Source organism: Burkholderia sp. Ac-20365, assembly GCF_017104715.1.
In the GTDB taxonomy this organism is placed as follows: Bacteria; Pseudomonadota; Gammaproteobacteria; order Burkholderiales; family Burkholderiaceae; genus Paraburkholderia.
Genome location: NZ_JAAGPI010000060.1, coordinates 1 through 21995, shown reverse-complemented (window position 1 = coordinate 21995; position 21995 = coordinate 1). Strand labels below are relative to the sequence as shown.

The following is a 21995-nucleotide window of genomic DNA, read 5'->3' as shown; positions in this document are numbered from 1 at the left end:
CGAAATCGATCAGTGGGTTGTCAGTGCAGCTTGACGCGCGGCAGCGTGGTGCGCCGCAGCCAGTGCGCGAAGGTGTCGAGCACCATCCGCGCGTAGCCGTGCAGCGCGGCGATATGCAGCCGGTACAGCGACATGTACATGAAGCGCGCAAAGAGCCCTTCAATCAGCATGTTGCCGCCGATCACGCCGCCCATCAGATTGCCGACGGCGCTGAAGTGCCCGAGCGACACCAGCGAGCCGAAGTCGCGATAGGTGAACTCAGGCAGCGGCTTGCCTTCGAGCCGGTTGCCGAGCGCACGCAGCAGAAAGCTCGCCTGCTGGTGCGCGGCCTGCGCGCGCGGCGGCACGTTGCGCTCGTTGCCGGGCCACGCGCATGCGGCGCAATCGCCGAGCGCGAAGACGTTGTCGTCGTTGGTGGTCTGCAGCGTGGGCCGCACTTCGAGCTGGCCGAGCCGGTTCACAGCCAGGCCGTCGAGCCGGCCCAGCACGGGCGGCGCCTTGATGCCCGCAGCCCACACCGTCAGATCGGCGCGCACGCTCTTGCCGCTCGCCGTGCGCACGACGCCGGGCGCGACTTCGGCCACCGTCTCGCCGACCATCAACTTCACGCCGAGCTTTTGCAGCAGCTCAGCCGTGGCCGTCGACACGCGTTCCTGAAGCGCCGGCAGAATACGCGGCCCCGCTTCGATCAACACGATGCCGACGTCGTGCCGCGGATCGAGCTTATGCAGCCCGTACGCGGACAACACCTGTGCCGTATTGCGCAGTTCCGCCGAGAGCTCGACACCCGTTGCACCGCCGCCGACAATCGCCACCTGAATGCGCGGCTCGCCGGAATTCGGTTCGACCGGCTCATGCACCTGATGCTCGGCGCGCATGCACGCCGCGATCAGCCGCTTGCGGAAACGCTCGGCCTGTTGAACGGTATCGAGCGCAATCGAATATTCCTGCGCGCCCTGCACACCGAAGAAATGCGTCGTACTGCCGATCGCGATGACCAGCGTGTCGTATTCCAGAACACGTTCGGGAAGCAGTTCGGCGCCGTCGTCATCGAGCACGCGGCCCAGCGTGATGGACTTCGCCGTGCGGTTGAGGCCCACCAGTTCGCCCTGCTGAAATTCGAAGCCATGCCAGCGCGCCTGCGCGGCATATTCGAGTTCCTGCGTGAACGGGTCCATACTGCCCGCGGCCACTTCGTGAAGGAGCGGCTTCCAGATATGAGTCGGATAACGATCGACCAGCGTGACCTGGGCGCGTGGCTCGCCGCCGCTCTTCCTGCGCGCGTACCGGTCGCCGAGCCGTGTTGCCAGCTCCAGGCCGCCCGCGCCTCCACCTACGACGACAAAACGATGCATCAGAACTCTCCGTATTGACCGATAAAGCTGTGCGTCGATGCGGCGCATGTCGTATGAACGCGCCGCTTTTAATCGCGTTCTGTCGATTGTCGGTGAGCAATGGGACACGCCACAAGTCCTTAAAAACCGAACCGTGACATGCGAGCGACGTTATCCCATTGACCCGAAGAGGCAACAATGCTGTGCCAGTGTGGCACGAACCTCACTGACCTGTCAGCGTGGCCGCCCGTAGCGCCTGTGCGGCGCCTAGTGCGCTTCCTCCCAGTTTGCGCCCGCGCCCACTTCGGCGACAAGCGGCACCTTCAGTTGCGCAACGCCGCACATCAGTTCCGGCAGACGCTTACGTACATCGGATAGTTCGTCGTCCGGCACTTCGAGAATCAGTTCATCGTGCACCTGCATGATCATGCGCGTACGGATGCCCGACTGTTCGATCCAGTTCTGCACGGCGATCATCGACATCTTGATCAGATCGGCGGCCGTACCCTGCATTGGCGCGTTGATGGCCGCGCGCTCCGCCGCCTGACGGCGCGGACCGTTGCCGCCATTGATCTCCGGCAGCCACAAGCGCCGGCCGAACACGGTCTCGACATAACCCTTCATCTTCGCGCTCGTACGCGTGTTCTCCATATAGGCGGCGACGCCCGGATAACGCGCAAAGTAACGGTCGATATAAAGCTTCGCAGCATCGCGCGTAATGCCGAGATTCGATGCAAGCCCGAACGAACTCATCCCGTAGATCAAACCGAAGTTGATGACCTTCGCAATGCGCCGCTGATCGTTCGACACTTCGAGCGGCGTCACGCTGAACACTTCGGATGCCGTTGCGCGGTGAATGTCCTCACCCTGCTTGAACGCGCGCAGCAGCGCTTCGTCGCCCGAGATATGCGCCATGATGCGCAACTCGATCTGCGAGTAATCCGCCGACACCAGCTTGTGACCCGGCGGCGCAATGAACGCCTCGCGGATACGGCGGCCTTCGCCCGTACGCACGGGAATGTTCTGCAGATTCGGATCGTTCGATGCAAGCCGGCCCGTCACCGCGACGGCCTGCGCATAGTTCGTATGCACGCGGCCCGTGTTAGCGTTGACCATGCGCGGCAGCTTGTCGGTGTACGTCGACTTGAGCTTCGACAGCCCGCGATGCTCGAGAATCTTCTTCGGCAGCGGATAGTCTTCGGCGAGCTTTTGCAGCACTTCTTCGTCGGTGGAAGGCGCGCCGCTCGGCGTTTTCTTGATCACAGGCAGTTCGAGCTTCTCGAAGAAGATCTGCCCGATCTGCTTCGGCGAACCCAGATTGAATTCGCCGCCCGCGAGTTCATAAGCATCTCTCTCGAGCTCGACAAGACGCGTCGCGATCTCGTTGCTCTGCACGCGCAGCTTTTCTGTGTCGATCAGCACGCCGTTGCGTTCCATCTTGCGCAGCACGCGCGACGTCGGCACTTCGATGTTGCGGTACACGTGATCGAGCGACGCTTCCGCCGCGACCTGCGGATACAGCGCCTGATGCAGACGCAACGTGATGTCGGCGTCTTCGGCTGCGTATTCGGATGCCGTGTCGAGCGCCACTTCGTCGAAGCCGATCTGCGAAGCGCCCTTGCCCGCGACGTCTTCGTACTTGATCGTCTTCAGTCCAAGATGGCGCAGCGCGAGGCTGTCCATGTCATGCGTGCGATGCGATTCGAGCACGTACGACTGCAACAGCGTGTCGTGTTCGATGCCGTCCATGACGATGCCGTAGTTCGCGAGCACCTGCTCGTCGTACTTCAGATGCTGACCGACCTTTTTCTTGTCCTTGCTTTCGAGCCACGGCTTGAGCTTCGCGAGCACGTCGTCGCGCGGCAGTTGCACGGGCGCATCCGGCCCGCGATGCGCGACGGGAATATACGCAGCCTTGCCCGCTTCGACTGAAATCGAAATGCCGACGATCTGCGCCGTCATCGGATCTAGGGAAGTGGTTTCCGTATCGAACGAGGTGATCGCAGCCGCGTTGATTTTTTCGAGCCACGCGTCGAACTGTTCCCACGTCTGCACGGTGTCGTACTCACGCTCGCCGTCGATGGTCGGCGCGGGCGGCACATCCGTCTCCGGGCCTTCGACGGCATCGGCGACTTCGACTTCGCGCAGCCAGGTCTTGAAGCCGCTGCGCGTGAACACGTCGCGCAGTTCTTCGCGCGATTCAGGCCGCGTGGCGAGCGTCTCTTCGAACGTGATCACGTGATCCGTCAGATCGCAATCGGTTTCGACCGTGACGAGCTTGCGTGCCATCGGCAGGAAATCGAGCGCGCGGCGCAGATTGTCTCCTACCGCACCTTTGATTTCATCGGCGTGTGCGACGATGCCATCAAGCGTTTCAAATTGCGTGAGCCATTTGATCGCGGTTTTCGGGCCGCACTTCTCGACGCCGGGCACGTTGTCGACGGTATCGCCGATCAGCGACAGGTAATCGACGATAAGCTCGGGCGGCACGCCGAACTTCGCGACGACGCCTTCACGGTCGAGCTTCTCGTTGGTCATCGTATTGATGAGGGTGACATGATCCGTCACGAGCTGCGCCAGATCCTTGTCCCCAGTGGATACGATCACGTTCATGCCGCGCGCTTCGGCGCGCTTCGCGAGCGTGCCGATCACGTCGTCGGCCTCGACGCCTTCGATCATCAGCAGCGGCCAGCCGAGCGCGCGCACGGCGACATGGATAGGTTCGATCTGCTGCGAGAGATCGGACGGCATCGACGGACGGTTCGCCTTGTACTCCGGATACCAGTCGTCGCGAAACGTCTTGCCTTTGGCATCGAACACGCACGCGCTATACTCTGCCGTAACCTCCTTGCGCATACGACGGAGCATGTTGATGATCCCGTAAAGCGCTCCCGTTGGAGCACTATCGGGACCGCGCAGATCAGGCATCGCATGGTAGGCCCGGTACAGATAACTCGAACCGTCAACCAATAGCAGGGTCTTACCTTCCAGGTTCTGTTCTTCAGGCATTATGACTAAGAGAAAAGTGATTCCGAGTCTGCGATCGCTCGCAGATCAAGAGCGCGCAACAGCCAAGAAGGCCCGCGCATCGTGGCAGATGTTCACGATTATGGCAGAGTTTATCGAGGCGACCGAGTACCTGTCGGAGATCCGCCCGGCCGTGAGCATCTATGGTTCGGCGCGTCTGAAGCCGGCCTCGCCGTACTACAAACTCGCCACGCAGATCGCGCGCAAACTGTCCGATGCGGGCTTTGCGGTGATCTCCGGCGGCGGTCCCGGCATCATGGAAGCGGCCAATAAAGGCGCCCATGCGGGCAAGGCGCCGTCGGTCGGCCTGAACATCGAGTTGCCGCACGAGCAGTCGGGCAACCAGTGGCAGGACATCTCGCTGCGCTTCCGCCACTTCTTCACGCGCAAGGTCACGTTCGTGAAGAACTCGGATGCCGTGATCGTCATGCCGGGTGGATTCGGCACGCTCGACGAACTCGCCGAAGTGCTCACGCTGATCCAGACGAAGAAGTCGCGTCACGTGCCCATTATTCTGGTCGGCGCGGAGTTCTGGAAAGGCCTGCTCGGCTGGTTCGAATCGCAACTGGTGCCGATGGGCCTCATCAATCCCGGCGACATGAACCTGATGCAGGTGATCGACGATCCGGACCAGGTGCTCGAAGCGGTGCTCGCGTTCTACGAAGAGCGCGAAGAACCCGAACAGCATCCGAAATCGGACGAAGACCGGATGTTCTATCTGTGATCGTCTGGCGCGAGTGCGTTGCGGACCCTGGCTGAAGAAGCTGAGTCCGCGATGCGCGCTACTGCCGCCGTTGTGTTAGCGCACGCGTGCCTTGCCACGCGCCTTTTCTTGCGCGTTCTCTTCCTTTGTTTCCTTCGCCTGCGCTTCGAGCCATCGGCAAAACTGCTCGACGAGCGGCGCATTCGCGACCTCGCGCCGCGCGACCCACCAGTAACCGCGCGCATCGATACGCGGTCCTTCCAGCGGCGCCACGAGGCGCCCCGACGCCAGTTCGTCGTCGATCAGCGGCATCGGTCCAAGCGCGACGCCCAGGCCGTCGACAGCCGCTTGCAGCGTCAGATAGAAATGGTCGAACGACTGCTTCTTGCGGCACTTCGCCTTGACGCCCGCTGCCTGCAACCAGTGATGCCACGCGTCCGGCCGCGTATCCGAATGCAATAGCACGTGACGCGCGAGATCGTCGGCGGTGTGGATCGGCAGACGTTGCAACAGCGCCGGACTGCACACGGGAATTTCGATCTCGTCGAGAAACTGGCCGCTCGCGCAATTCGGCCAATGCGCGGGCCCGCGACGCACGGCAACGTCGAAGCCGTCGATCATCTCGATGGGTGCATTCGACGTCGCGAGCCTGAGCTCGACGTTCGGCACCATCCGCTGAAACTGCGAGAGACGCGGCAATAGCCACTTCATCGCGAACGTGGGCAGCGCGTTCACGCGCAGCACATGCACGACACCCGTGTCGCGCAACCGGTCGGTTGCGGCGGCGATGCTGTCGAACGCTGCCTGCACTTTCGACAGATAGCGCCGCCCGTCTTCCGTGAGCTTCACGCGCTTGCCATTACGATGAAACACCTGCACGCCGACCCACGCCTCGAACGCCGCCACCTGACGGCTGATTGCACCGTGCGTCACATGCAGCTCGGCGGCAGCGGCCGTGAAGCTGTCATGCCGGGCTGCGGCTTCGAAGGCGCGTAGCGCGGGAAATGGGGGAAGCTTGCGGTTCATCCTTGTGATTCTAGGTCACAAAGGCACGCCCGAGAAATCGTTTTGAGCGGGCGGGAAACCGCGCTACCCTTCACGGCTTGAACTGCGCCTGTACTGGATAGTGAACAACGATGGATCAGCACCCCGACGCGCCGGAACACGCGCCCGCTCCGACCACGCGCGAAATCTTCATGGGCTTTCTGGGCCTCGGCCTGACGTCGTTCGGCGGCGCGCTGCCGCTCGCGCGGCGAACCATCGTCGACCGGCACCGCTGGCTGACGGCGGCCGAGTTCACCGATCTGCTCGGCCTGTGCCAGTTTCTGCCGGGCGGCAATGTGATCAATCTGTCGGTGGCGCTCGGCATGCGTTTTCGCGGTTTGCGCGGCGCGCTGGCGGGCATTCTCGGGCTGATCGCCGGGCCGTCGCTGGTCGTGATCGCGCTTGGCGTGCTGTATGAACACACGCAGAACGATCCGCATATCAAGCATCTGTTCGCCGGACTTGCAGCGGCAGCGGCGGGCCTGCTCGTCGCGATGGCCGTCAAGATCCTGCTGCCGCTGCGTCGCGATCCGCGCGCGGCTGTCATCGCCGCGCTCGGCTTCGTCGCGATTGCACTGCTGCGCTTCCCGCTGCTACCGACGATGCTCGTGCTGACGCCGCTCAGCATATTCGTCGCGTCGCGCGTTGCGAAAGCCGAGGCGGCGGCCGTCGCACAACAGAAAGAGGCATCCAGATGATGGAAACGCTGATCGCGCTCGCCGTCATCTTCAGCCAGCTATCGCTGCTGGCTTTCGGCGGCGGCAATACGATCCTGCCGGAGATGCAGCGCCAGGTCGTCGAAGTGCATCACTGGATGCCCGCCAGTGAGTTCAGCGCGCTCTTCGCGCTCGCACAGGCGGCGCCCGGTCCGAACATGATGATCGTGACGCTGGTCGGCTGGCACGTAGCCGGCTGGGCGGGGATGCTGGTGACGTCGCTGGCGAAGTTCGGGCCGTCGTCCATCGTGACGATACTCGCGATGCATGCATGGAACCGCTTCAAGGACCGCCCGTGGCGGCGGGTCGCGCAAAAGGGTCTGGTGCCGGTGACAGCTGGGCTCGTCGCGGCGAGCGCGCTGCTGATTGCGCAGTCTTCGGATACGTCGTGGCTTGCGTGGGTGATCACCGGTGCATGCGCGGTGCTCGCATTCAAGACGCGTGTTCATCCGTTGTGGTTGCTGGGTGGTGGTGCGGTTGTGGGGCTGGTGGGGTTGGGGTACGTTTAAAGTGGTCCGCTTTGTTTGTTGTTGGCATCCGCGTTTTGCTTTGCCTGGTTCAGGCGTTGCCCCTGTGCGGGGCGGCACTTACTTTCTTTGCCGCCGCAAAGAAAGTAAGCAAAGAAAGCGGGCTAACACCGCCCGTTCTTGACCTCCGCCTGAGGGCCCCCGACGGTTCCTCTACTTCACACGGCAACCGCTCAATCCGCGCCCGTTGCCAACGCTTCGGCGAAGCGCCTCACCCACTTCAATCACCCGTAGCGCAGCCAGCGGCAGCGAATGGTTTGTGCCGCCCAGGTGGCAAACTGTGTGTAGGGCGTAGTGCTTCAAACGTCGGCGCTCTTACGACACCGATCTTCCTTTCCAGCCGCGACCTCGCTTTTCAGTCCGGAGTTAAGCACATACGCCGCGAAAGCCTACACACAGTTTGCCGCTATAGAACGTGGGAGATTTGATCGCGCCCGCGGCGACGTGGGAGTGTGAAGCGGGTGAGGCACTCAATAAGAGCGTTGGCAACGGGCAGTGAAAGGCAGGACGCCGTGTGAAGCGGAGGACCCGTTGGGGGCCCTCAGGCGGGAACAAGAACTGGCGGTGTTCAGCGGCTTTCTTTTGCCTACTTTTCTTTGCCGCGGCAAAGAAAAGTAGGTGCCGCCCCGCACAGGGGCAACGCCAATAAACCACTAACATCACGCGGATGCCAGCGACAAACCAGGCACTCCAGGCAACCCCATCATCAGCCCCTACTGAAACGCCACTTCCGCAAAGCTGCGCAACTTCCGGCTATGCAACTTATGCAAACCGTTTGTGCGCAAAATCTCCATCGCCTTCACGCCGATCTGCAAATGCTGATCGACCTGCGCACGATAAAACTGATCGGCCATGCCCGGCAGCTTCAGCTCGCCATGCAACGGCTTGTCCGACACGCATAGCAACGTGCCATAAGGCACACGGAACCGGAAACCATTCGCAGCGATAGTCGCGCTTTCCATATCGAGCGCAATCGCGCGGCTTTGCGACAGGCGCAGCACCGGCTCGCGATGATCGCGCAGTTCCCAGTTACGGTTATCGACGCTTGCCACCGTTCCCGTGCGCATCACGCGCTTGAGTTCCGCGCCGTCGAGTTGCGTGACCTGCGCGACCGCGCGCTCCAGCGCGACCTGCACTTCGGCCAAAGCAGGAATCGGCACCCACAGCGGCAGATCGTCGTCGAGCACGTGATCCTCGCGCACATAGCCGTGCGCGAGCACGTAGTCGCCCAGACGCTGCGTGTTGCGCAGCCCCGCGCAGTGGCCCAGCATGATCCACGCATGCGGACGCAGCACGGCGATGTGATCGGTAATGGTCTTCGCGTTCGACGGCCCGACGCCAATATTGACCATCGTGATGCCGCTGCCGTCCGCGCGCTTCAGATGATACGCGGGCATCTGCGGCAGGCGCGGCGGCGCGTGGCCTTCGTCTTCCTGCTCGCCGAGATTCGCGTTGTACGTGATCACGTCGCCCGGTTCGACGAACGATGTGTACTCGCTGCGATACGCGCGCAGATCGGCGTCGTCGGTCTTTGTCATCATCGTGCGGCCGAGCTTCACGAACTCGTCGATATAGAACTGGTAGTTCGTATACAGCACGTAGTTCTGGCAATGCGTCGGCGAGGTCGCCGTGTAGTGCTTCAGACGATGCAGCGAAAAGTCCACGCGCGCCGCCGTGAACAGCGCGAGCGGATGCGGCTCGCCCGGCAGCGGCTCATACGTGCCGTTGACGATGCGGTCGTCGAGCAACGCGAGATCGGGCGCGTCGAACACGTCGCGCATCGCGAGCAGACGCTCGCGGTCCAGATCGCCTTCCAGGTGAATGCCTTCGGCGAACGCGAAATGAATGGGAATAGGCTGATCGGACACGCCCACTTCCACCGACACATGATGGTTCTTCACCAGCAGCCGCAATTGCTCGCGATAGTAATTGCCGAACAGATCGGGCCGCGTCACCGTTGTTTCGAACACGCCTGGACCTGCGACAAAACCATACGAGCGGCGCGAATCGACATGCGTGTTCGTCTCGGTGCGCACGCGCACGAACGGATAGCACGCGCGCACGCGCCGGTCGAACGGTTCGTTGCGGCGATAGCGGGCGAATGCATCGCGCAGGAACGACGTGTTCGCTTCGTAGATGGCGGAGAGGCGCGTGACGGCGTCGGCTGCGTCGTCGAAAGCCTCGGTCGGGAACGCGTTGGCGGGCATGTGCACCGCGCGTTGATTGGTCTCGTAGTTCATCTTCGTTCGCCTCGATTGATGCAACGACATTACCACGGAACCCGTGCTTTTCCATGAAGACCTGCCCGCCCGACGTGCGTTTGCGTGCCGTCGCGCACGCTATGCGGCGCTTTCTGCAGTTCGCGGGCGAAGCGCGCAAAATAAGGCTATCGCCCGTTGCTCGCGCCCTTGAGCAGCAGTGGATTTGCTAGAATTGGGCCACCTAATCGGAGAAACACCATGAAGCCGCTCTTCCCCGTCGCCGTTGCGCTGATGCTGGCCGTCAGCAGCGCCGCGATGGCTGCCCAGCCTGCCCCGTCGCCGCAAGAGGCGCAGGCAGCCGCAGACGCTCAAGCCGCAGCCAACGAACGGGCCGGCCTGCCGGATCTCCGAGCGATCAACCGCCCGGCGGCTGAAGTCAGCTCGAAGGTCGAGATCAACCAGCCGCGTCAGCCGAGCTTCTACGAACGCAGCGGCAACGGCACCGAAATCACCGAATACCGCGACAAGGGCAAGCCCGTCGAAATCGACGTGCGCTCGAACTTCGGCACGCGCTACCAGATGAGCGCGCCGACGGACACGTCGCCCCGGGTGTACGAATCGGGCAAGCCGCCCGCGCGCCTGCCGTCCGTGAACCTGCATTACTGATTGACCCAACCGGCGCGCTCCCTTTGCAGGTGCGCGCCGGTTTTGCGTCTGACGGGCCGGGCGCCGCATGCATTGCCCGCAGCGCCCGCCACGACGCTTTCAACCCGCTTGCTCCGACCTCGCACTGGCGTAGCGCCAGCCAATCAACCTGATCCGACGCCCCACGCATGGCCGTTTTCACCGCTGTCACCGAAGCCCAACTCGCAGACTGGATGCGCCACTACGATCTCGGCGATGTCGTCGAATTTCGCGGCATTACATCCGGTATCGAGAACAGCAATTTCTTTCTGACGACCACCCGCGGCGAGTACGTCCTCACGATCTTCGAAAAGCTCACGGCGCAGCAGCTGCCGTTCTATCTCGATCTGATGCGTCATCTGGCGTCGCACCGCGTCCCCGTGCCGGACCCGATGCCGCGCGACGACGGCGCGCTGTTCGGCATGCTCAACGGCAAGCCTGCGACCATCGTCACGAAGCTCGACGGCGCACCGGAACTCGCGCCCGGCGTCGCACACTGTGTCGAAGTCGGCCAGATGCTCGCGCGCATGCATCTCGCGGGCCGCGACTTCGCGCATCATCAGCCGAATCTGCGCAGCCTGCCGTGGTGGCAGGAAACCGTGCCGGGCGTCGTGCCGTTTCTGACGGACGCGCAGCGCACGCTGATTACCGAAGAACTCGCGCATCAAACGGCGTTCTTCGCATCGGAAGACTACGCGTCGCTGCCCGAAGGCCCGTGCCATTGCGATCTGTTCCGCGACAACGTGCTGTTCGCGCATGCCGCGCCCGGCACGCACCATGATGTCGCGCTCGGCGGCTTCTTTGACTTTTACTTCGCAGGCTGCGACAAGTGGCTGTTCGACGTCGCCGTGACCGTTAACGACTGGTGCGTCGACCTCACGACAGGCAAGCTCGACGACGCTCGCGTCGAAGCCATGTTGCGCGCCTATCAGACCGTGCGTCCGTTCACGCCCGCCGAAAACCGGCACTGGGGCGACATGTTGCGCGCGGGCGCGTATCGCTTCTGGGTGTCGCGCCTGTATGATTTCCACATGCCGCGCGCCGCCGAACTACTCAAGCCGCACGACCCCGGCCATTTCGAGCGCATTCTTCGCGAGCGCCTCGCGGGCGCCGCACTCCCAGGCATTCATACCTCATGCAACTGATCGAAGTTCCGGCGAAAACCGGCTATGTGTGGTTCCGGCAAGGCATCTGGCTGTTTCGCAGGAATCCGCTTGCGTTTCTAACGCTGTTCTTCGCGTATCTGCTCGCGATGACGGCGATCTCGCTGATTCCTATCATCGGCGGCGTGCTGCCGCTCATGCTGATTCCAGGCGTTGCCGTCGGCTTCATGGCGGCATGCCGCGACACGATTGCGGGCAAACCAGTGCTGCCCACCATTCTCGTCGACGGCTTTCGCTCGTACGGCAGTCAGGTCGCAAAGCGCCTGCTGCTGCTCGGCGTGCTGTACATCATCGCGATGGCCGTCGTGCTGACGGGGTCCGCGCTTGCGGACGGCGGCACACTGCTGCATCTGATGATCAGCGGCGAGTCGATGCAGGCAGAAGCCGCCGCCAATAGCGACGTTCTGCTTGCGGTGGTGACGGCGCTCGCGTTCTATGTGCCCGTCGCGATGCTGTTCTGGTTCGCGCCCGTCCTCGCCGCCTGGCACGATGTGCCGACCATCAAGGCGATGTTCTTCAGCATCGTCAGTTGCTGGCGCAATCGCGGCGCGTTCGTCGTGTATGGCGCGTTGTGGTTCGCCGTCGCGACCACGGTGTCGATCGGCCTGTCCGCGCTGTTGCAGGCGCTTGGCGCCGGCGATCTCGCGCTGGTGATCCTGATGCCCGCGTCGATCATCGTGACCACGATGCTCTACTGCTCGTTCTACGCGACCTATCGCGGCTGCTTCGGCGTGCAAACGCCCAACCAGCCGCTGCCGCCGGCGTCCTCCACGCCGTCTTCCTGAGCGATTTTCCCTTGCGAGTCCGCGCCGCCCATGCGGCGCGGATTTTCTGCGCTCACGCCCGAAGCATCGATGCAACGCGCCGCGGTTTTGCGGCACAATAGTTTGCACGCAATCCATTCGCACGCTTCGCTTCCAGGGGAACGCCCATGACCCAGCGCACCGCCTTTCCCGTTACGCTCGACGAGCAACTCTGCTTCGCGCTCTACTCGACGTCGCTCGCGATGACGAAAGCCTACAAGCCGATCCTCGACCGGCTGGGCCTCACGTATCCGCAGTATCTGACCATGCTGATCCTATGGGAAAGCGACGACGTCACCGTGAAGGATATCGCCGCGCGCCTGAATCTCGATTCGGCCACCGTCACGCCGCTGCTCAAGCGGCTCGAATCACAGGGTTTTATCGAACGCGTGCGCGGCACCGAAGATGAACGGCTCGTTTTCATCCGGCTGACGAAATCCGGCGTTGCGCTCAAGCGCTCGGCGCGCGACGTGCCGGAAGAAATTTTCTGTGCGACCCAGCAGACGCCTGAATTTCTCATGCGCCTGCGCAGCGATCTGCAGCAATTGCGCGGCACGCTGAACGACTATCTCGAACGCTACTGACGACACGCACAGTTGTGCCTATCGCATCGATAGGCAATTTAGTTTGCACGCTAATAATTTGCACGATATATTTCTGTCCATGCCAGTTCGACAGCGACAACGCGAAGCACTGGCAAGCACTGACCCAATCACTGGAATCGATCAAGGAGCGTCAACATGAACGTACTGTACAAGGCAACGGCAACGAGCAATGGCGGTCGCGATGGTCGCGCAGTCTCGTCGGACAACGCGCTCGACGTGAAGCTGGCCGCGCCGCGCGAACTCGGCGGCAACGGCGCGCAAGGCACGAACCCGGAACAACTGTTCGCGGCCGGCTACTCGGCGTGTTTCCTGAGCGCGATGAAGTTCGTCGCCGGCCAGCGCAAGCAGGCCGTGCCGGCTGAAACGACTGTGACGGCCGACGTCGGCGTCGGTCCGAACGACAAGGGCGGCTTCGCGCTGGATATCGAACTGCGCGTGTCGCTGCCGGGTCTCGATGCGAAGGCAGCGCAAGACCTCGTCGATGCAGCGCATCAGGTTTGCCCGTACTCGAACGCGACGCGCGGCAATGTGGATGTGCGCGTGAAGGTCGCCTGATCTGAATTGAGCAACGCTTGTTGAGCAGCGCCCGCCTTTTGTGCGAAAGGCGGGCGCTGCTTCATTTTTGCGTCGGATCCTGATGACGCGGGCATTGGGTTTGCACCTCGTGGACACTATCATCGGCGGTGGCTTTTTTCCGCTGACGCACAACAACTCGACCAACCATGACCCGCGCCTACCAGCTCGACTCACACTTTCAGAACGGACTCGTCTGGTTTCGCCGCGACCTGCGAACCGGCGACAACGCGGCGCTGTATTACGCGCTCAAGCATTGCGAGCGCGTGTGGTGCGTGTTCGTGTTCGATACGACCATTCTTCAACCGTTGATCGATTGGGCGCACGAGCGCGATGACACGAAGGGCAAGGTGCAGGATCGGCGGATCGAATTCATTCTTGCGTCGCTTGAAGAACTGGATAGGTCGCTGAAGGAAGGCGGCGGCGGATTGATCGTGCTGCACGGCGATCCGGCCGATGAAATACCGAAGCTCGCTGCGCAGCTCGAAGTCGAAGCCGTTTTCACCAACCACGATTACGAGCCCGTCGCGATCGGACGCGATGAGACGGTGGCCGAACGGCTGGGTGAAGAAAAACGTCAGTTGTTCACGTTCAAGGATCAGGTGATTTTCGAGCGCGACGAACTGCTCAACGGACAAGGCAAGCCCTTCGCCGTGTTCACGCCGTACAAGAATGCGTGGCTCAGGAAACTGACGCCGTTCGATCTGAAGCCCTATCCCGTCGAACAATACGCGCAAAGTCTCGCAAAGCCGCCGACCAGGCTCGACCACGCATGGCCGACGCTCGGAAAAATGGGCTTCGCGGCCGGCAAGCTCTCGGAGATCGACATTCCGGCCGGGATGAGCGGCGCGCAAAAGCTGCTCGAAGACTTCGTGACACGCATCGACAGTTACGCCGACCGGCGCGACTTTCCCGCTGCGCGCGGCACGAGCCATCTGTCGGTGCATCTGCGTTTCGGCACGGTGTCGATCCGCACGCTTGCGCGGCTCGCGCACGAGATGTCGCTGCAACCCGACGGCCAGGGCGCGGCCACATGGTTATCGGAACTGGTCTGGCGGGATTTCTACTTCATGATCCTCGCGCATCATCCGCACATCGCGAAGCACGCGTCTTTCAAGCGCGAGTTCGACTCGGTTCGCTGGGAAACGGGCAAACACGCCGACGCGCTGTTCGCGGCCTGGTGCGAAGGCCGCACCGGCTATCCGCTCGTCGACGCCGCGATGCTGCAACTGAACCAGACGGGCTTCATGCACAACCGTCTGCGGATGGTGACGGCGAGTTTTCTCGCAAAAGATCTGGGTATCGACTGGCGGCGCGGCGAGCGCTATTTCGAGGAAAAGCTCAACGACTTCGACTTTTCAGCGAACAACGGCGGCTGGCAATGGGCGGCATCGACGGGCTGCGACGCACAGCCGTGGTTCCGGATATTCAACCCGGTGACGCAATCGGAGAAATTCGATCCGCAGGGACTGTTCATCAAGCGCTTTCTGCCGGAGCTGGAGAAAGTGCCCGCGAAATGGATTCACGCGCCGTGGCAGGCGGATCCCGACGATCTGAACGAATGGGGCGTGGTGCTGGGGAAAGATTATCCGCAGCCGGTAGTCGACCACGCGAAAGCGCGCCAGCAGACGCTGGAACGCTATGGCGTTCTGCGCTCGCGTTGAGCGCGTTACTGCGCGTTGATGGCCGGCTGACGCGCCGGCCCATGCACGCTGCTCAGTGCTGGCTCATCCACGACGGATGACGCAGTTGCGCTTCGCGGTCGATCTTGCGCATGCGGAACTCGAGGTCGTACAGATCCGTAGCTTCCGCCAGGAAGGCGTCGTTTTCTTCTTTGACGCGTGCGTCGTAGGACTTGGTCAGGAACAGGAAGAAGCGGCTGATCAGATACATGGTGAACCTCGGATTTGGCGTTAGGTGACTGACACCTAGGGATAACCCCTATTATAGGGAAAACCCTAGGATTACACCAGCGCCAAATTCGAAGTGTGGCAATTTGTCAACTCGCGCGCTGCCGGGCGCCGTCCGTGGCACGGCGGGCGGGGCGCGCAGCCTCGGTTCGCCGTTGATGCCGGAAAAAGTCCCACAATAAACTGGACGCATCCGGCCCCTTCGACGAATGGAACGGCACCGCATCGTCGCCGCCGCTCCATGCGTGGCCGAGGCCCTGCACACGGCACAGGCGCACGACTCGCCGCCCGCCGCGCGTGTAGTCGCGGGTCGTCACGGTGGCCTTGCGGTCTTCCTTGACGTCGCCGACCTTGCGCACGCCTTGCGCATCGACGATGCCGTTGAGCCGCAGAAACTGTTCGGTCAACTGCTCGGCGTTGATCGACGCGACGACGTGGTCGGCCTCGCCCTGAATGATGATCGCGGGCATGCCCGGATAGGTGGTGACGTCCGCCACGGCGTCGACGAGCGCGACGGGATCCTGGCGCGTGCCGCGACGCATCACGTCCATCGCGGTGATGCCGGAATGCGCTTCGCCGAGCGCCGGACCGGAATGCAGCGCGACAGCGGCGAAATGCTCCGGGAAGTGCAACGCCAGCAGCGACGTCAGCCCGGCACCCGCCGAAATCCCCGCGACATAGACACGCTCGGGATCGAAGCCATGCGCCTCGACGAGCGCGTCGACCAGCGAAACGACGGCACGCGCTTCGGCGCGGCCCGCGCGGTCCGTATCGTCATACCAATGCCAGCAACGATGCGAATGCGCATGCTTCGACTGCTCCGGATACACGACAGCAAAACCGTAGCGGTCGGCCAGCAGGTTCATGCGCGTACCTTCGGCAAATTCGTCGATGGACTGCTGACAGCCGTGCAGCATCACGACCAGCGGCGCCTGCTTGACCGGCTTGCCCGCAGGCAGATAGAGCCCGTATTGCAAATGATTGACGAGGCTGCCGGGCGCGGCCGGCGCGGAATGGAACGAGCGCGTCCACGAGCCGCTCGCCCAGGCAGCGGCGCGCGGGCGTACGCGCGATTCGCGCGCGCCGCGCTGCGGCACGTCGCGTGTGGTGGTTTTACGGACTTTCGCCGACGGTTTGGCGACGGTGGCCGCCGGCCGCGTCGCGCTCTTGGTCGCCGGCCGCTTGCCGGTGCGCTTCAGCGTCGCGCGTGCGTGTTCCGTCTGGATTGCAAACAGGCGTTTCAGGCCGCCTAGCCAGATCTTGGTGAGGCTTTTTGGCATAGGATTTTCTCGCAAATAGGGACCAATGCTTTCTGCCTGACGGCAGACTTGTGCAATGCACAATAACATCAATCTTGGTGCGATGCTGACGTTGATCAAGCCCGTTTTAGGAAAAAGCCCGTCGCCCCGCGCTTTACTTCAGATCATTTCCGAATTGTCCTAATGTCTGGCAGTTTTCGCGCTTTTCCTTACGATCTGCGGCAGAACGGCTCCCTCTATACTTATAGAATACGCGCGGACCGATCATGTACTTCCGATCCGGCACAGTCGTCCGCTGTCCCGAATTCTCTGGCCGCAGGCTCGTTCGCGCCCAGCACACGTCGTCAAAGCGAATTGCTCATGCCTTACCTGCCCTACCACCTCTGGCTAACGATCACGAACTTCGGCGGCGCCGGCCTCACGCTGCCGCTCGCCTTCGCCATCGCGCTGTGGCTCGCCTTCGGCTATTCGTGGCGGCTCGCAGCCGGCTGGCTGGCACTGCTCGGCGTGGCTATCGCGCTGGTGACGGCGACGAAGATCGCGTTTCTCGGCTGGGGGGTCGGCGTGCGCGTCTGGGATTTCACGGGTCTGAGCGGACACGCGATGCTCGCCACCGCCGTGTTCCCCGTCGCTGCCTTGCTGGTGCTGCTGCCCGCGCCGCCCGCCGTGCGCGTCGCTGGCGTGACGCTCGCGCTGCTCGGCGGCGCGCTGGTCGGTTTTTCCCGCGTGGTCATCGAGGCGCATTCGCCGTCTGAAGCGATCACGGGCTGTGTCGTCGGCGCGTTGACGGCGCTGGTGTTCGTGCGCGTCGCGTGGAACGTGACGCCGCCGGGACGCCTGCCCGTCCTGCCCGTCGTGTTGAGCCTGATGGTGCTCACGTTCGGCCTGCATCGCGTTCATCTGCCGACGCAGCGCTGGGTCACGCATATCGCGCTGAAAGTCTCAGGTCATGACCATCCGTTCGTACGCGCCCGCTGGAAGGCGCTACGCGACGCCATCACACCCGATTCCCCCGCCGCGCCTGTCACGCCTGTCGCGCCGTTGCAGAAAACACGCAACGTCGCTGTGCCCTTGCCCGATTCCGACGCATAAATCACACGAAAACTGCCATCTTTCGTGCAGCATGTTCAACATATCGACCGCTGTAACCCTACATATATTACGATGGCGTTTTCAACTTCCTTCCAGCCGACCCGGCGCCACTTTCCCATGTCCCTTCCGTCGATGATCCGCTTTCTGAAACCTGCCCTGCTCGTCGCGAGCGCGATTTCGTTTGCCTTCAGCGCGCAGGCGCGCGCCGACGAACTCGTCGTGTCGGCGGCCGCCAGCCTGACCAACGCGTTCAAGGCCGTCGGCGACGCGTACGAGAAGGAGCATCCGGGCACCAAGGTGCTGTTCAACTTCGGCGCGTCCGACGTGCTGATGCAGCAGATCGTCAAGGGCGCGCCCGCCGACGTGTTCGCCTCCGCCGATCAGAAGGCGATGGACAAGGCCGCCGAACAAAAAGTGATCGTGCCGTCCACGCGCAAGGATTTTGCGGCGAACTCGCTGGTGCTGATCGTGCCGACGGACAGCAAGCTCGCGCCGTCGAATCTGAACGAACTGACAGCAGCCAGCGTCAAGCGCATCGCCTACGGTGACCCGGCATCCGTGCCGGTCGGCCGCTACACGGAAGGCGCGCTGAAGGCAGCGGGCGTGTGGGATGCCGTCAGCGCGAAGGGCGTGCTCGCGTCGAACGTGCGCCAGAGCCTCGATTACGTGGCGCGCGGCGAAGTCGACGCCGGCTTCGTGTTCGGCACCGACGCTGCCGTGATGGCCGACAAGGTCAAGGTCGCGCTCACCGTGCCCACCACCACGCCGATCAGCTATCCGATCGCGCAGGTCGAAGGCAGCAAGCACGCGGCCGACGCGCAGTCGTTCATCACCTACGTGCTGTCGCCGGCTGGCCAGGCTGTGCTCGCGAAGTACGGCTTCAAGCCGGCGCACTAAGCCGCTGCGCTCTCAACAACGCCCGACGCTGAAATCATGGAACAGGCCTGGATTCCGCTGATGCTGTCGCTGAAGGTCGCGGGCTGGGCGACGGCGCTGAACATCGTGTTCGGCGTCGCGGCCGGCTACGGTCTGGCGCGCTGGCGCTCGGGCGCGCGCGACCTGATCGATTCGCTGCTGACGCTGCCGCTCGTGATGCCGCCGACCGTGCTCGGCTATTACCTGCTCGTGCTGCTCGGCCGGCGCGGCGTGTTCGGCGCCTGGCTCGAGCGCTTCGATATCCAGCTGGTGTTCACGTGGCAGGGCGCGGTGATCGCGTCGATGGTGGTCGCGTTTCCGCTCGTGCTGAAATCCGCGCGGGCCGCGTTCGAATCCGTCGAGCCGCAACTCGAGCGCGCCGCGCGCACGCTCGGCATCAGCGAAACGGCGATCTTCTTTCGCGTGACGCTGCCGCTCGCGTCGCGCGGCATTCTCGCCGGCGCGTTGCTCGCGTTCGCTCGCGCGCTCGGCGAGTTCGGCGCGACGCTGATGATCGCGGGCAATCTGCCGGGCCGCACGCAGACGCTGTCGGTGGCCGTCTACGCCGCCGTGCAGGCGGGCGACGACAACACGGCCAATTTCCTCGTGCTCGTGACGTCCGTCACCTGCGTCGTGATTCTCGTGCTCGCGGGGCGCCTCGTGCCGCAGCACTCGCTGATGACGTCCCGCTGACATGCCGCTCACCGTCGATATCCGCAAAACGCTACGCACCGCCGAGCGCGAATTCACGCTCGACGTGTCGTTCACCGCGAGCGCGCAGCGGATGGTGCTGTTCGGGCCGTCGGGTGCGGGCAAAAGTCTGACCTTGCAGGCGATCGCCGGGCTGCTGCGTCCCGACGAAGGCTCGATCGTGCTGCACGGCGACGCGCTTTTCGACAGCACGCGCGGTATCGACCAGAAGCCGCAGGCGCGTCGTCTCGCGTATCTGTTTCAGGACTACGCGCTGTTTCCTCATCTGAACGTGCGGCAGAACATCGGTTTCGGGATGCACACAGGCTGGCTGAATCCGGGGCGGCGCTTTTCGCATCCGCAGATCGACTATTGGCTCGACGCGCTCGATCTGAAGTCAGTCGCCGGTCAGCATCCGGCGCAGTTGTCGGGCGGGCAAAAACAGCGTGTGGCGCTGGCGCGCGCGCTCGTCGCGCATCCGCGGCTGCTGCTGCTCGACGAGCCGTTTTCCGCGCTCGATCACGCGCTGCGCGCGCGCATGCGGCAAGAGCTGTCGGACCTGCAGACGCGCCTGGACATTCCCATGCTGTTGATCACGCACGATCCCGACGATGTCGCCGCATTCGGCGATCAGGTCGTGCAGGTGTACGACGGCAGCGTGCGCGAGAACGCGCCATTCAAGGACTATCCGCGCACGGTTTCCTGAAGCGCGGCAGAGGCGCGGCAAAATCGCGCTCAGGTCTCAGGCCGTCACGCCCAGAATCACGCTCGATGCCTTGAACGCGGCCACGAGCGTCTGACCTTCGGCGATTCCCAGTTCATCGACGCTTTCGTTCGTGACCACGGCCGTTACGACCGCGCCGCCATCGAGCGTCAGCGACACCTCGGCATTCACCGCGCCGCGCTGCACGGCCGACACCGTGCCGCGCAGGCGGTTGCGCGTCGACAACCGCTCTGCCGCGCCGTCATCGGCAACGAGCAATACCGATGATGCCTTCACGAGCGCCACAGCTTCCGCGTCAACGGCAAGACCGAGCGTTTCGGTACTTTCGTGCGTGACGACGGCGACGACCGTTTGTCCGCCTGGCAACGCCAGCGAAATTTCGTCGTTGACCGTGCCGCGCTGGATCGCGCTGACCTTGCCGTACCACTGGTTGCGCGCGCTCGTCTTCATGCCGATGCGCCCGATCAGTTGCCAGTCTTCCGGGAAACCGGCGATCGCCGCGCCCGCGCGCTCCAGAAACAGCCGATGCTCGCGGTCGACGGCGCGGAACGTCTCGATCAGCGTCAGCGCCCGCGGTGTGAGCCGCGTGCCGCCGCCGCCCTTGCCGCCCGTCGAGCGGATCACGAGCGTTTCGCCCGCGAGGTTGTTCATTGCGTCGACGGCATCCCATGCGGCCTTGTAGCTGATGCCAACCGCTTTCGCCCCACTCGTGATCGACCCCGTTTCGCCGATCGCCGCCAGCAACGCGATGCGCTGCGCGCCGCCGAGCGCCCGCTCGCCGGACTGGAACCAGACGGAACCGCCAAATTGCAAAGAGTCGTGGGATGTGCCGTTGTTATCAGGTGTCATGGCTCGCGTGCGCGTTGGCTGAAGAACGAAGGAAGGTGCAATCCATTATAGCGATGCACCTTTCGCGAATCGCTCGCGAGCCTCGCGGCCGACAAGCTCAGAGCGCGTACTGCGCGACGCCGTTGCCGAACGACCAGTTCTCCTTCAGCACTTCGACGAGATTGATGAACACGTCCTCGCGCCGCACGCCTGGATTCTCAGCGAGGTTATCGGCGATACGTTTATAGAGCGCCTTCTTCTGCTCCTGATTCCGGCTGTTGGTCACGGTCAGCTGGATCAGCACGAGATCGTCGCTGCGTTTGCCGAGATAGTTGCGGTCATAGACGAGGTTGCTGTCGTCGTGCTCGGTGATGACCATGAAGACGTCGTCTTCGGGCACATTGAATTCTGCAACGAGCGCGCGCTGGATGCCTTGCGTGAGCGCCTGGCGATATTCAGCGGACTTGCCGGCGCGAAGTGCGATGCGGGTGAAAGGCATGTCGAACTCCTATGAATGAACAGAAAGTGCATTCAGATTAGATCCGGCCTATCATATTGAACAGACATAGCTGGATATATCATCCATTTACATTTGAAATGAAAGTGCTCGATCTCGATGCAGTACGTGCGTTCGTGCTGGTCGCCGACCTGCGCAGCTTCACGCGCGCCGCCGACGCGCTCGACACCACGCAATCCGCCGTCAGCCTGAAACTGAAACGGCTCGAGGCGCACGTGGGCAAGCCTTTGCTGGAGCGCACGCCGCGCGTCGTGCGGCTGTCGGAACATGGCCAGGCGTTTCTCGATGGCGCGCGCGAGTTACTGAGCGCGCACGACCGCGCGCTCGGCACGCTGTCGGCCGACCGGCGGCGGCTAGCGCTGGGTTTGAGCGAGCATGTGGCAGGCACCGATCTCGCGGCGCTGCTCTCGCGCGTCAATGCGCACGATCCGGGGCTGGTGCTGGAACTGCATATGGGTTTGTCGTCGACGCTGTTGCAGCAGTTCGACGAAAGGCGGCTCGATGCCGTCGTCGTGCGCTCGGAACCCGACGATATGCCGCGCGAAGACGGCCAGTTGCTCTATACGGAGCCGCTGTCGTGGCTCGCGACGCCCGCATGGCAATCGCGCTCGGGCGAGCCGCTGCCGCTGGCGCTGCTGGCCGCGCCCTGCAACGTGCGCGCGGTTGCGCTGCGCACGCTC

The 21995-nt window shown here is 63.2% G+C and carries 22 protein-coding genes; 14 read left to right on the top strand and 8 right to left on the bottom strand.

What is annotated here, in order from left to right; translation table 11 throughout:
- Window positions 1-20: 20 nt before the first annotated feature.
- Both G3O01_RS42290 and polA read right to left on the bottom strand, forming a co-directional pair.
- Window positions 21-1355, bottom strand: coding sequence for an NAD(P)/FAD-dependent oxidoreductase (locus tag G3O01_RS42290; protein WP_205813431.1), 1335 nt, complete (start codon window positions 1353-1355; stop codon window positions 21-23).
- 246 nt (window positions 1356-1601) lie between these two features.
- Window positions 1602-4343 carry a DNA polymerase I gene (polA, locus tag G3O01_RS42285; RefSeq protein WP_205813430.1) on the bottom strand — a complete coding sequence of 914 codons (2742 nt, stop codon included), beginning with the start codon at window positions 4341-4343 and terminating at the stop codon, window positions 1602-1604.
- Window position 4344: 1 nt separating this feature from the next.
- Between polA and G3O01_RS42280 the strand changes: the two genes are divergently transcribed.
- Window positions 4345-5085, top strand: a complete 741-nt coding sequence (locus tag G3O01_RS42280; protein WP_109480714.1) for a TIGR00730 family Rossman fold protein — start codon at window positions 4345-4347, stop codon at window positions 5083-5085.
- A 75-nt stretch (window positions 5086-5160) separates the two neighbouring features.
- Here G3O01_RS42280 and G3O01_RS42275 read toward each other — a convergent pair whose 3' ends face one another.
- On the bottom strand, window positions 5161-6090 hold the full coding sequence (locus G3O01_RS42275; protein ID WP_205813429.1) for a transcriptional regulator GcvA: 930 nt from the start codon (window positions 6088-6090) through the stop codon (window positions 5161-5163).
- Between the two features lie 110 nt (window positions 6091-6200).
- Between G3O01_RS42275 and G3O01_RS42270 the strand changes: the two genes are divergently transcribed.
- Window positions 6201-6806: a chromate transporter gene (locus G3O01_RS42270; protein WP_205813428.1), complete on the top strand. Its 606-nt coding sequence runs from the start codon at window positions 6201-6203 to the stop codon at window positions 6804-6806.
- Window positions 6803-7333, top strand: coding sequence for a chromate transporter (locus G3O01_RS42265; RefSeq protein ID WP_205813427.1), 531 nt, complete (start codon window positions 6803-6805; stop codon window positions 7331-7333). Before G3O01_RS42270 ends, G3O01_RS42265 begins: the two co-directional genes overlap by 4 nt.
- Window positions 7334-8064: 731 nt before the next feature.
- Here the strand turns inward: G3O01_RS42265 and G3O01_RS42260 are convergent.
- A complete protein-coding gene (locus G3O01_RS42260; protein ID WP_205813426.1) occupies window positions 8065-9591 on the bottom strand; it encodes an AMP nucleosidase in 1527 nt (508 codons plus the stop codon).
- A 219-nt stretch (window positions 9592-9810) separates the two neighbouring features.
- Between G3O01_RS42260 and G3O01_RS42255 the strand changes: the two genes are divergently transcribed.
- The 6 genes from G3O01_RS42255 to G3O01_RS42230 all read left to right on the top strand — a co-directional run bounded on the left by G3O01_RS42255 (window position 9811) and on the right by G3O01_RS42230 (window position 15044).
- A complete protein-coding gene (locus tag G3O01_RS42255) occupies window positions 9811-10218 on the top strand; it encodes a hypothetical protein (protein ID WP_205813425.1) in 408 nt (135 codons plus the stop codon).
- A 167-nt stretch (window positions 10219-10385) separates the two neighbouring features.
- Window positions 10386-11381, top strand: coding sequence for a homoserine kinase (locus G3O01_RS42250; RefSeq protein WP_205813424.1), 996 nt, complete (start codon window positions 10386-10388; stop codon window positions 11379-11381).
- The gene (locus G3O01_RS42245) at window positions 11372-12184 is read left to right on the top strand and encodes a BPSS1780 family membrane protein (protein WP_205813423.1); all 813 of its coding nucleotides are present in this window, start codon (window positions 11372-11374) and stop codon (window positions 12182-12184) included. The genes G3O01_RS42250 and G3O01_RS42245 overlap by 10 nt, the downstream gene beginning before the upstream one ends.
- A 146-nt stretch (window positions 12185-12330) precedes the next feature.
- Entirely contained in the window at window positions 12331-12786 is a 456-nt protein-coding gene (locus tag G3O01_RS42240; RefSeq protein WP_091786206.1) for a MarR family transcriptional regulator, read from the top strand.
- Between the two features lie 156 nt (window positions 12787-12942).
- Window positions 12943-13362 (top strand): organic hydroperoxide resistance protein, encoded by a 420-nt coding sequence (locus G3O01_RS42235; protein WP_205813422.1) that lies wholly within the window; start codon window positions 12943-12945, stop codon window positions 13360-13362.
- Window positions 13363-13529: 167 nt separating this feature from the next.
- Window positions 13530-15044, top strand: coding sequence for a deoxyribodipyrimidine photo-lyase (locus G3O01_RS42230; protein WP_205813421.1), 1515 nt, complete (start codon window positions 13530-13532; stop codon window positions 15042-15044).
- Window positions 15045-15096: 52 nt separating this feature from the next.
- Here G3O01_RS42230 and G3O01_RS42225 read toward each other — a convergent pair whose 3' ends face one another.
- Window positions 15097-15273, bottom strand: coding sequence for a DUF3563 family protein (locus G3O01_RS42225; RefSeq protein WP_205813420.1), 177 nt, complete (start codon window positions 15271-15273; stop codon window positions 15097-15099).
- 106 nt (window positions 15274-15379) lie between these two features.
- A complete protein-coding gene (locus tag G3O01_RS42220; protein ID WP_205813419.1) occupies window positions 15380-16570 on the bottom strand; it encodes a PHB depolymerase family esterase in 1191 nt (396 codons plus the stop codon).
- A gap of 339 nt (window positions 16571-16909) precedes the next feature.
- Here G3O01_RS42220 and G3O01_RS42215 point away from each other — a divergent pair, with 339 nt between their 5' ends.
- The 4 genes from G3O01_RS42215 to G3O01_RS42200 all read left to right on the top strand — a co-directional run bounded on the left by G3O01_RS42215 (window position 16910) and on the right by G3O01_RS42200 (window position 19952).
- A complete protein-coding gene (locus tag G3O01_RS42215; protein ID WP_205813418.1) occupies window positions 16910-17641 on the top strand; it encodes a phosphatase PAP2 family protein in 732 nt (243 codons plus the stop codon).
- A 117-nt stretch (window positions 17642-17758) separates the two neighbouring features.
- Window positions 17759-18538 carry a molybdate ABC transporter substrate-binding protein gene (modA, locus tag G3O01_RS42210; RefSeq protein WP_205813417.1) on the top strand — a complete coding sequence of 260 codons (780 nt, stop codon included), beginning with the start codon at window positions 17759-17761 and terminating at the stop codon, window positions 18536-18538.
- 36 nt (window positions 18539-18574) lie between these two features.
- Window positions 18575-19249: a molybdate ABC transporter permease subunit gene (gene modB / locus G3O01_RS42205; protein WP_205813416.1), complete on the top strand. Its 675-nt coding sequence runs from the start codon at window positions 18575-18577 to the stop codon at window positions 19247-19249.
- A gap of 1 nt (window position 19250) precedes the next feature.
- The gene (locus G3O01_RS42200) at window positions 19251-19952 is read left to right on the top strand and encodes an ATP-binding cassette domain-containing protein (protein WP_205813415.1); all 702 of its coding nucleotides are present in this window, start codon (window positions 19251-19253) and stop codon (window positions 19950-19952) included.
- 36 nt (window positions 19953-19988) lie between these two features.
- Here G3O01_RS42200 and G3O01_RS42195 read toward each other — a convergent pair whose 3' ends face one another.
- Window positions 19989-20819, bottom strand: a complete 831-nt coding sequence (locus G3O01_RS42195; protein ID WP_205813414.1) for a TOBE domain-containing protein — start codon at window positions 20817-20819, stop codon at window positions 19989-19991.
- A 97-nt stretch (window positions 20820-20916) separates the two neighbouring features.
- Window positions 20917-21297, bottom strand: a complete 381-nt coding sequence (locus G3O01_RS42190) for a tautomerase family protein (RefSeq protein WP_205813413.1) — start codon at window positions 21295-21297, stop codon at window positions 20917-20919.
- Window positions 21298-21395: 98 nt separating this feature from the next.
- On the opposite strand from G3O01_RS42190, the gene G3O01_RS42185 reads away from it, so the two are divergent.
- On the top strand, window positions 21396-21995 hold a 600-nt coding region (locus G3O01_RS42185; protein WP_205813412.1), incomplete at its 3' end, for a LysR family transcriptional regulator.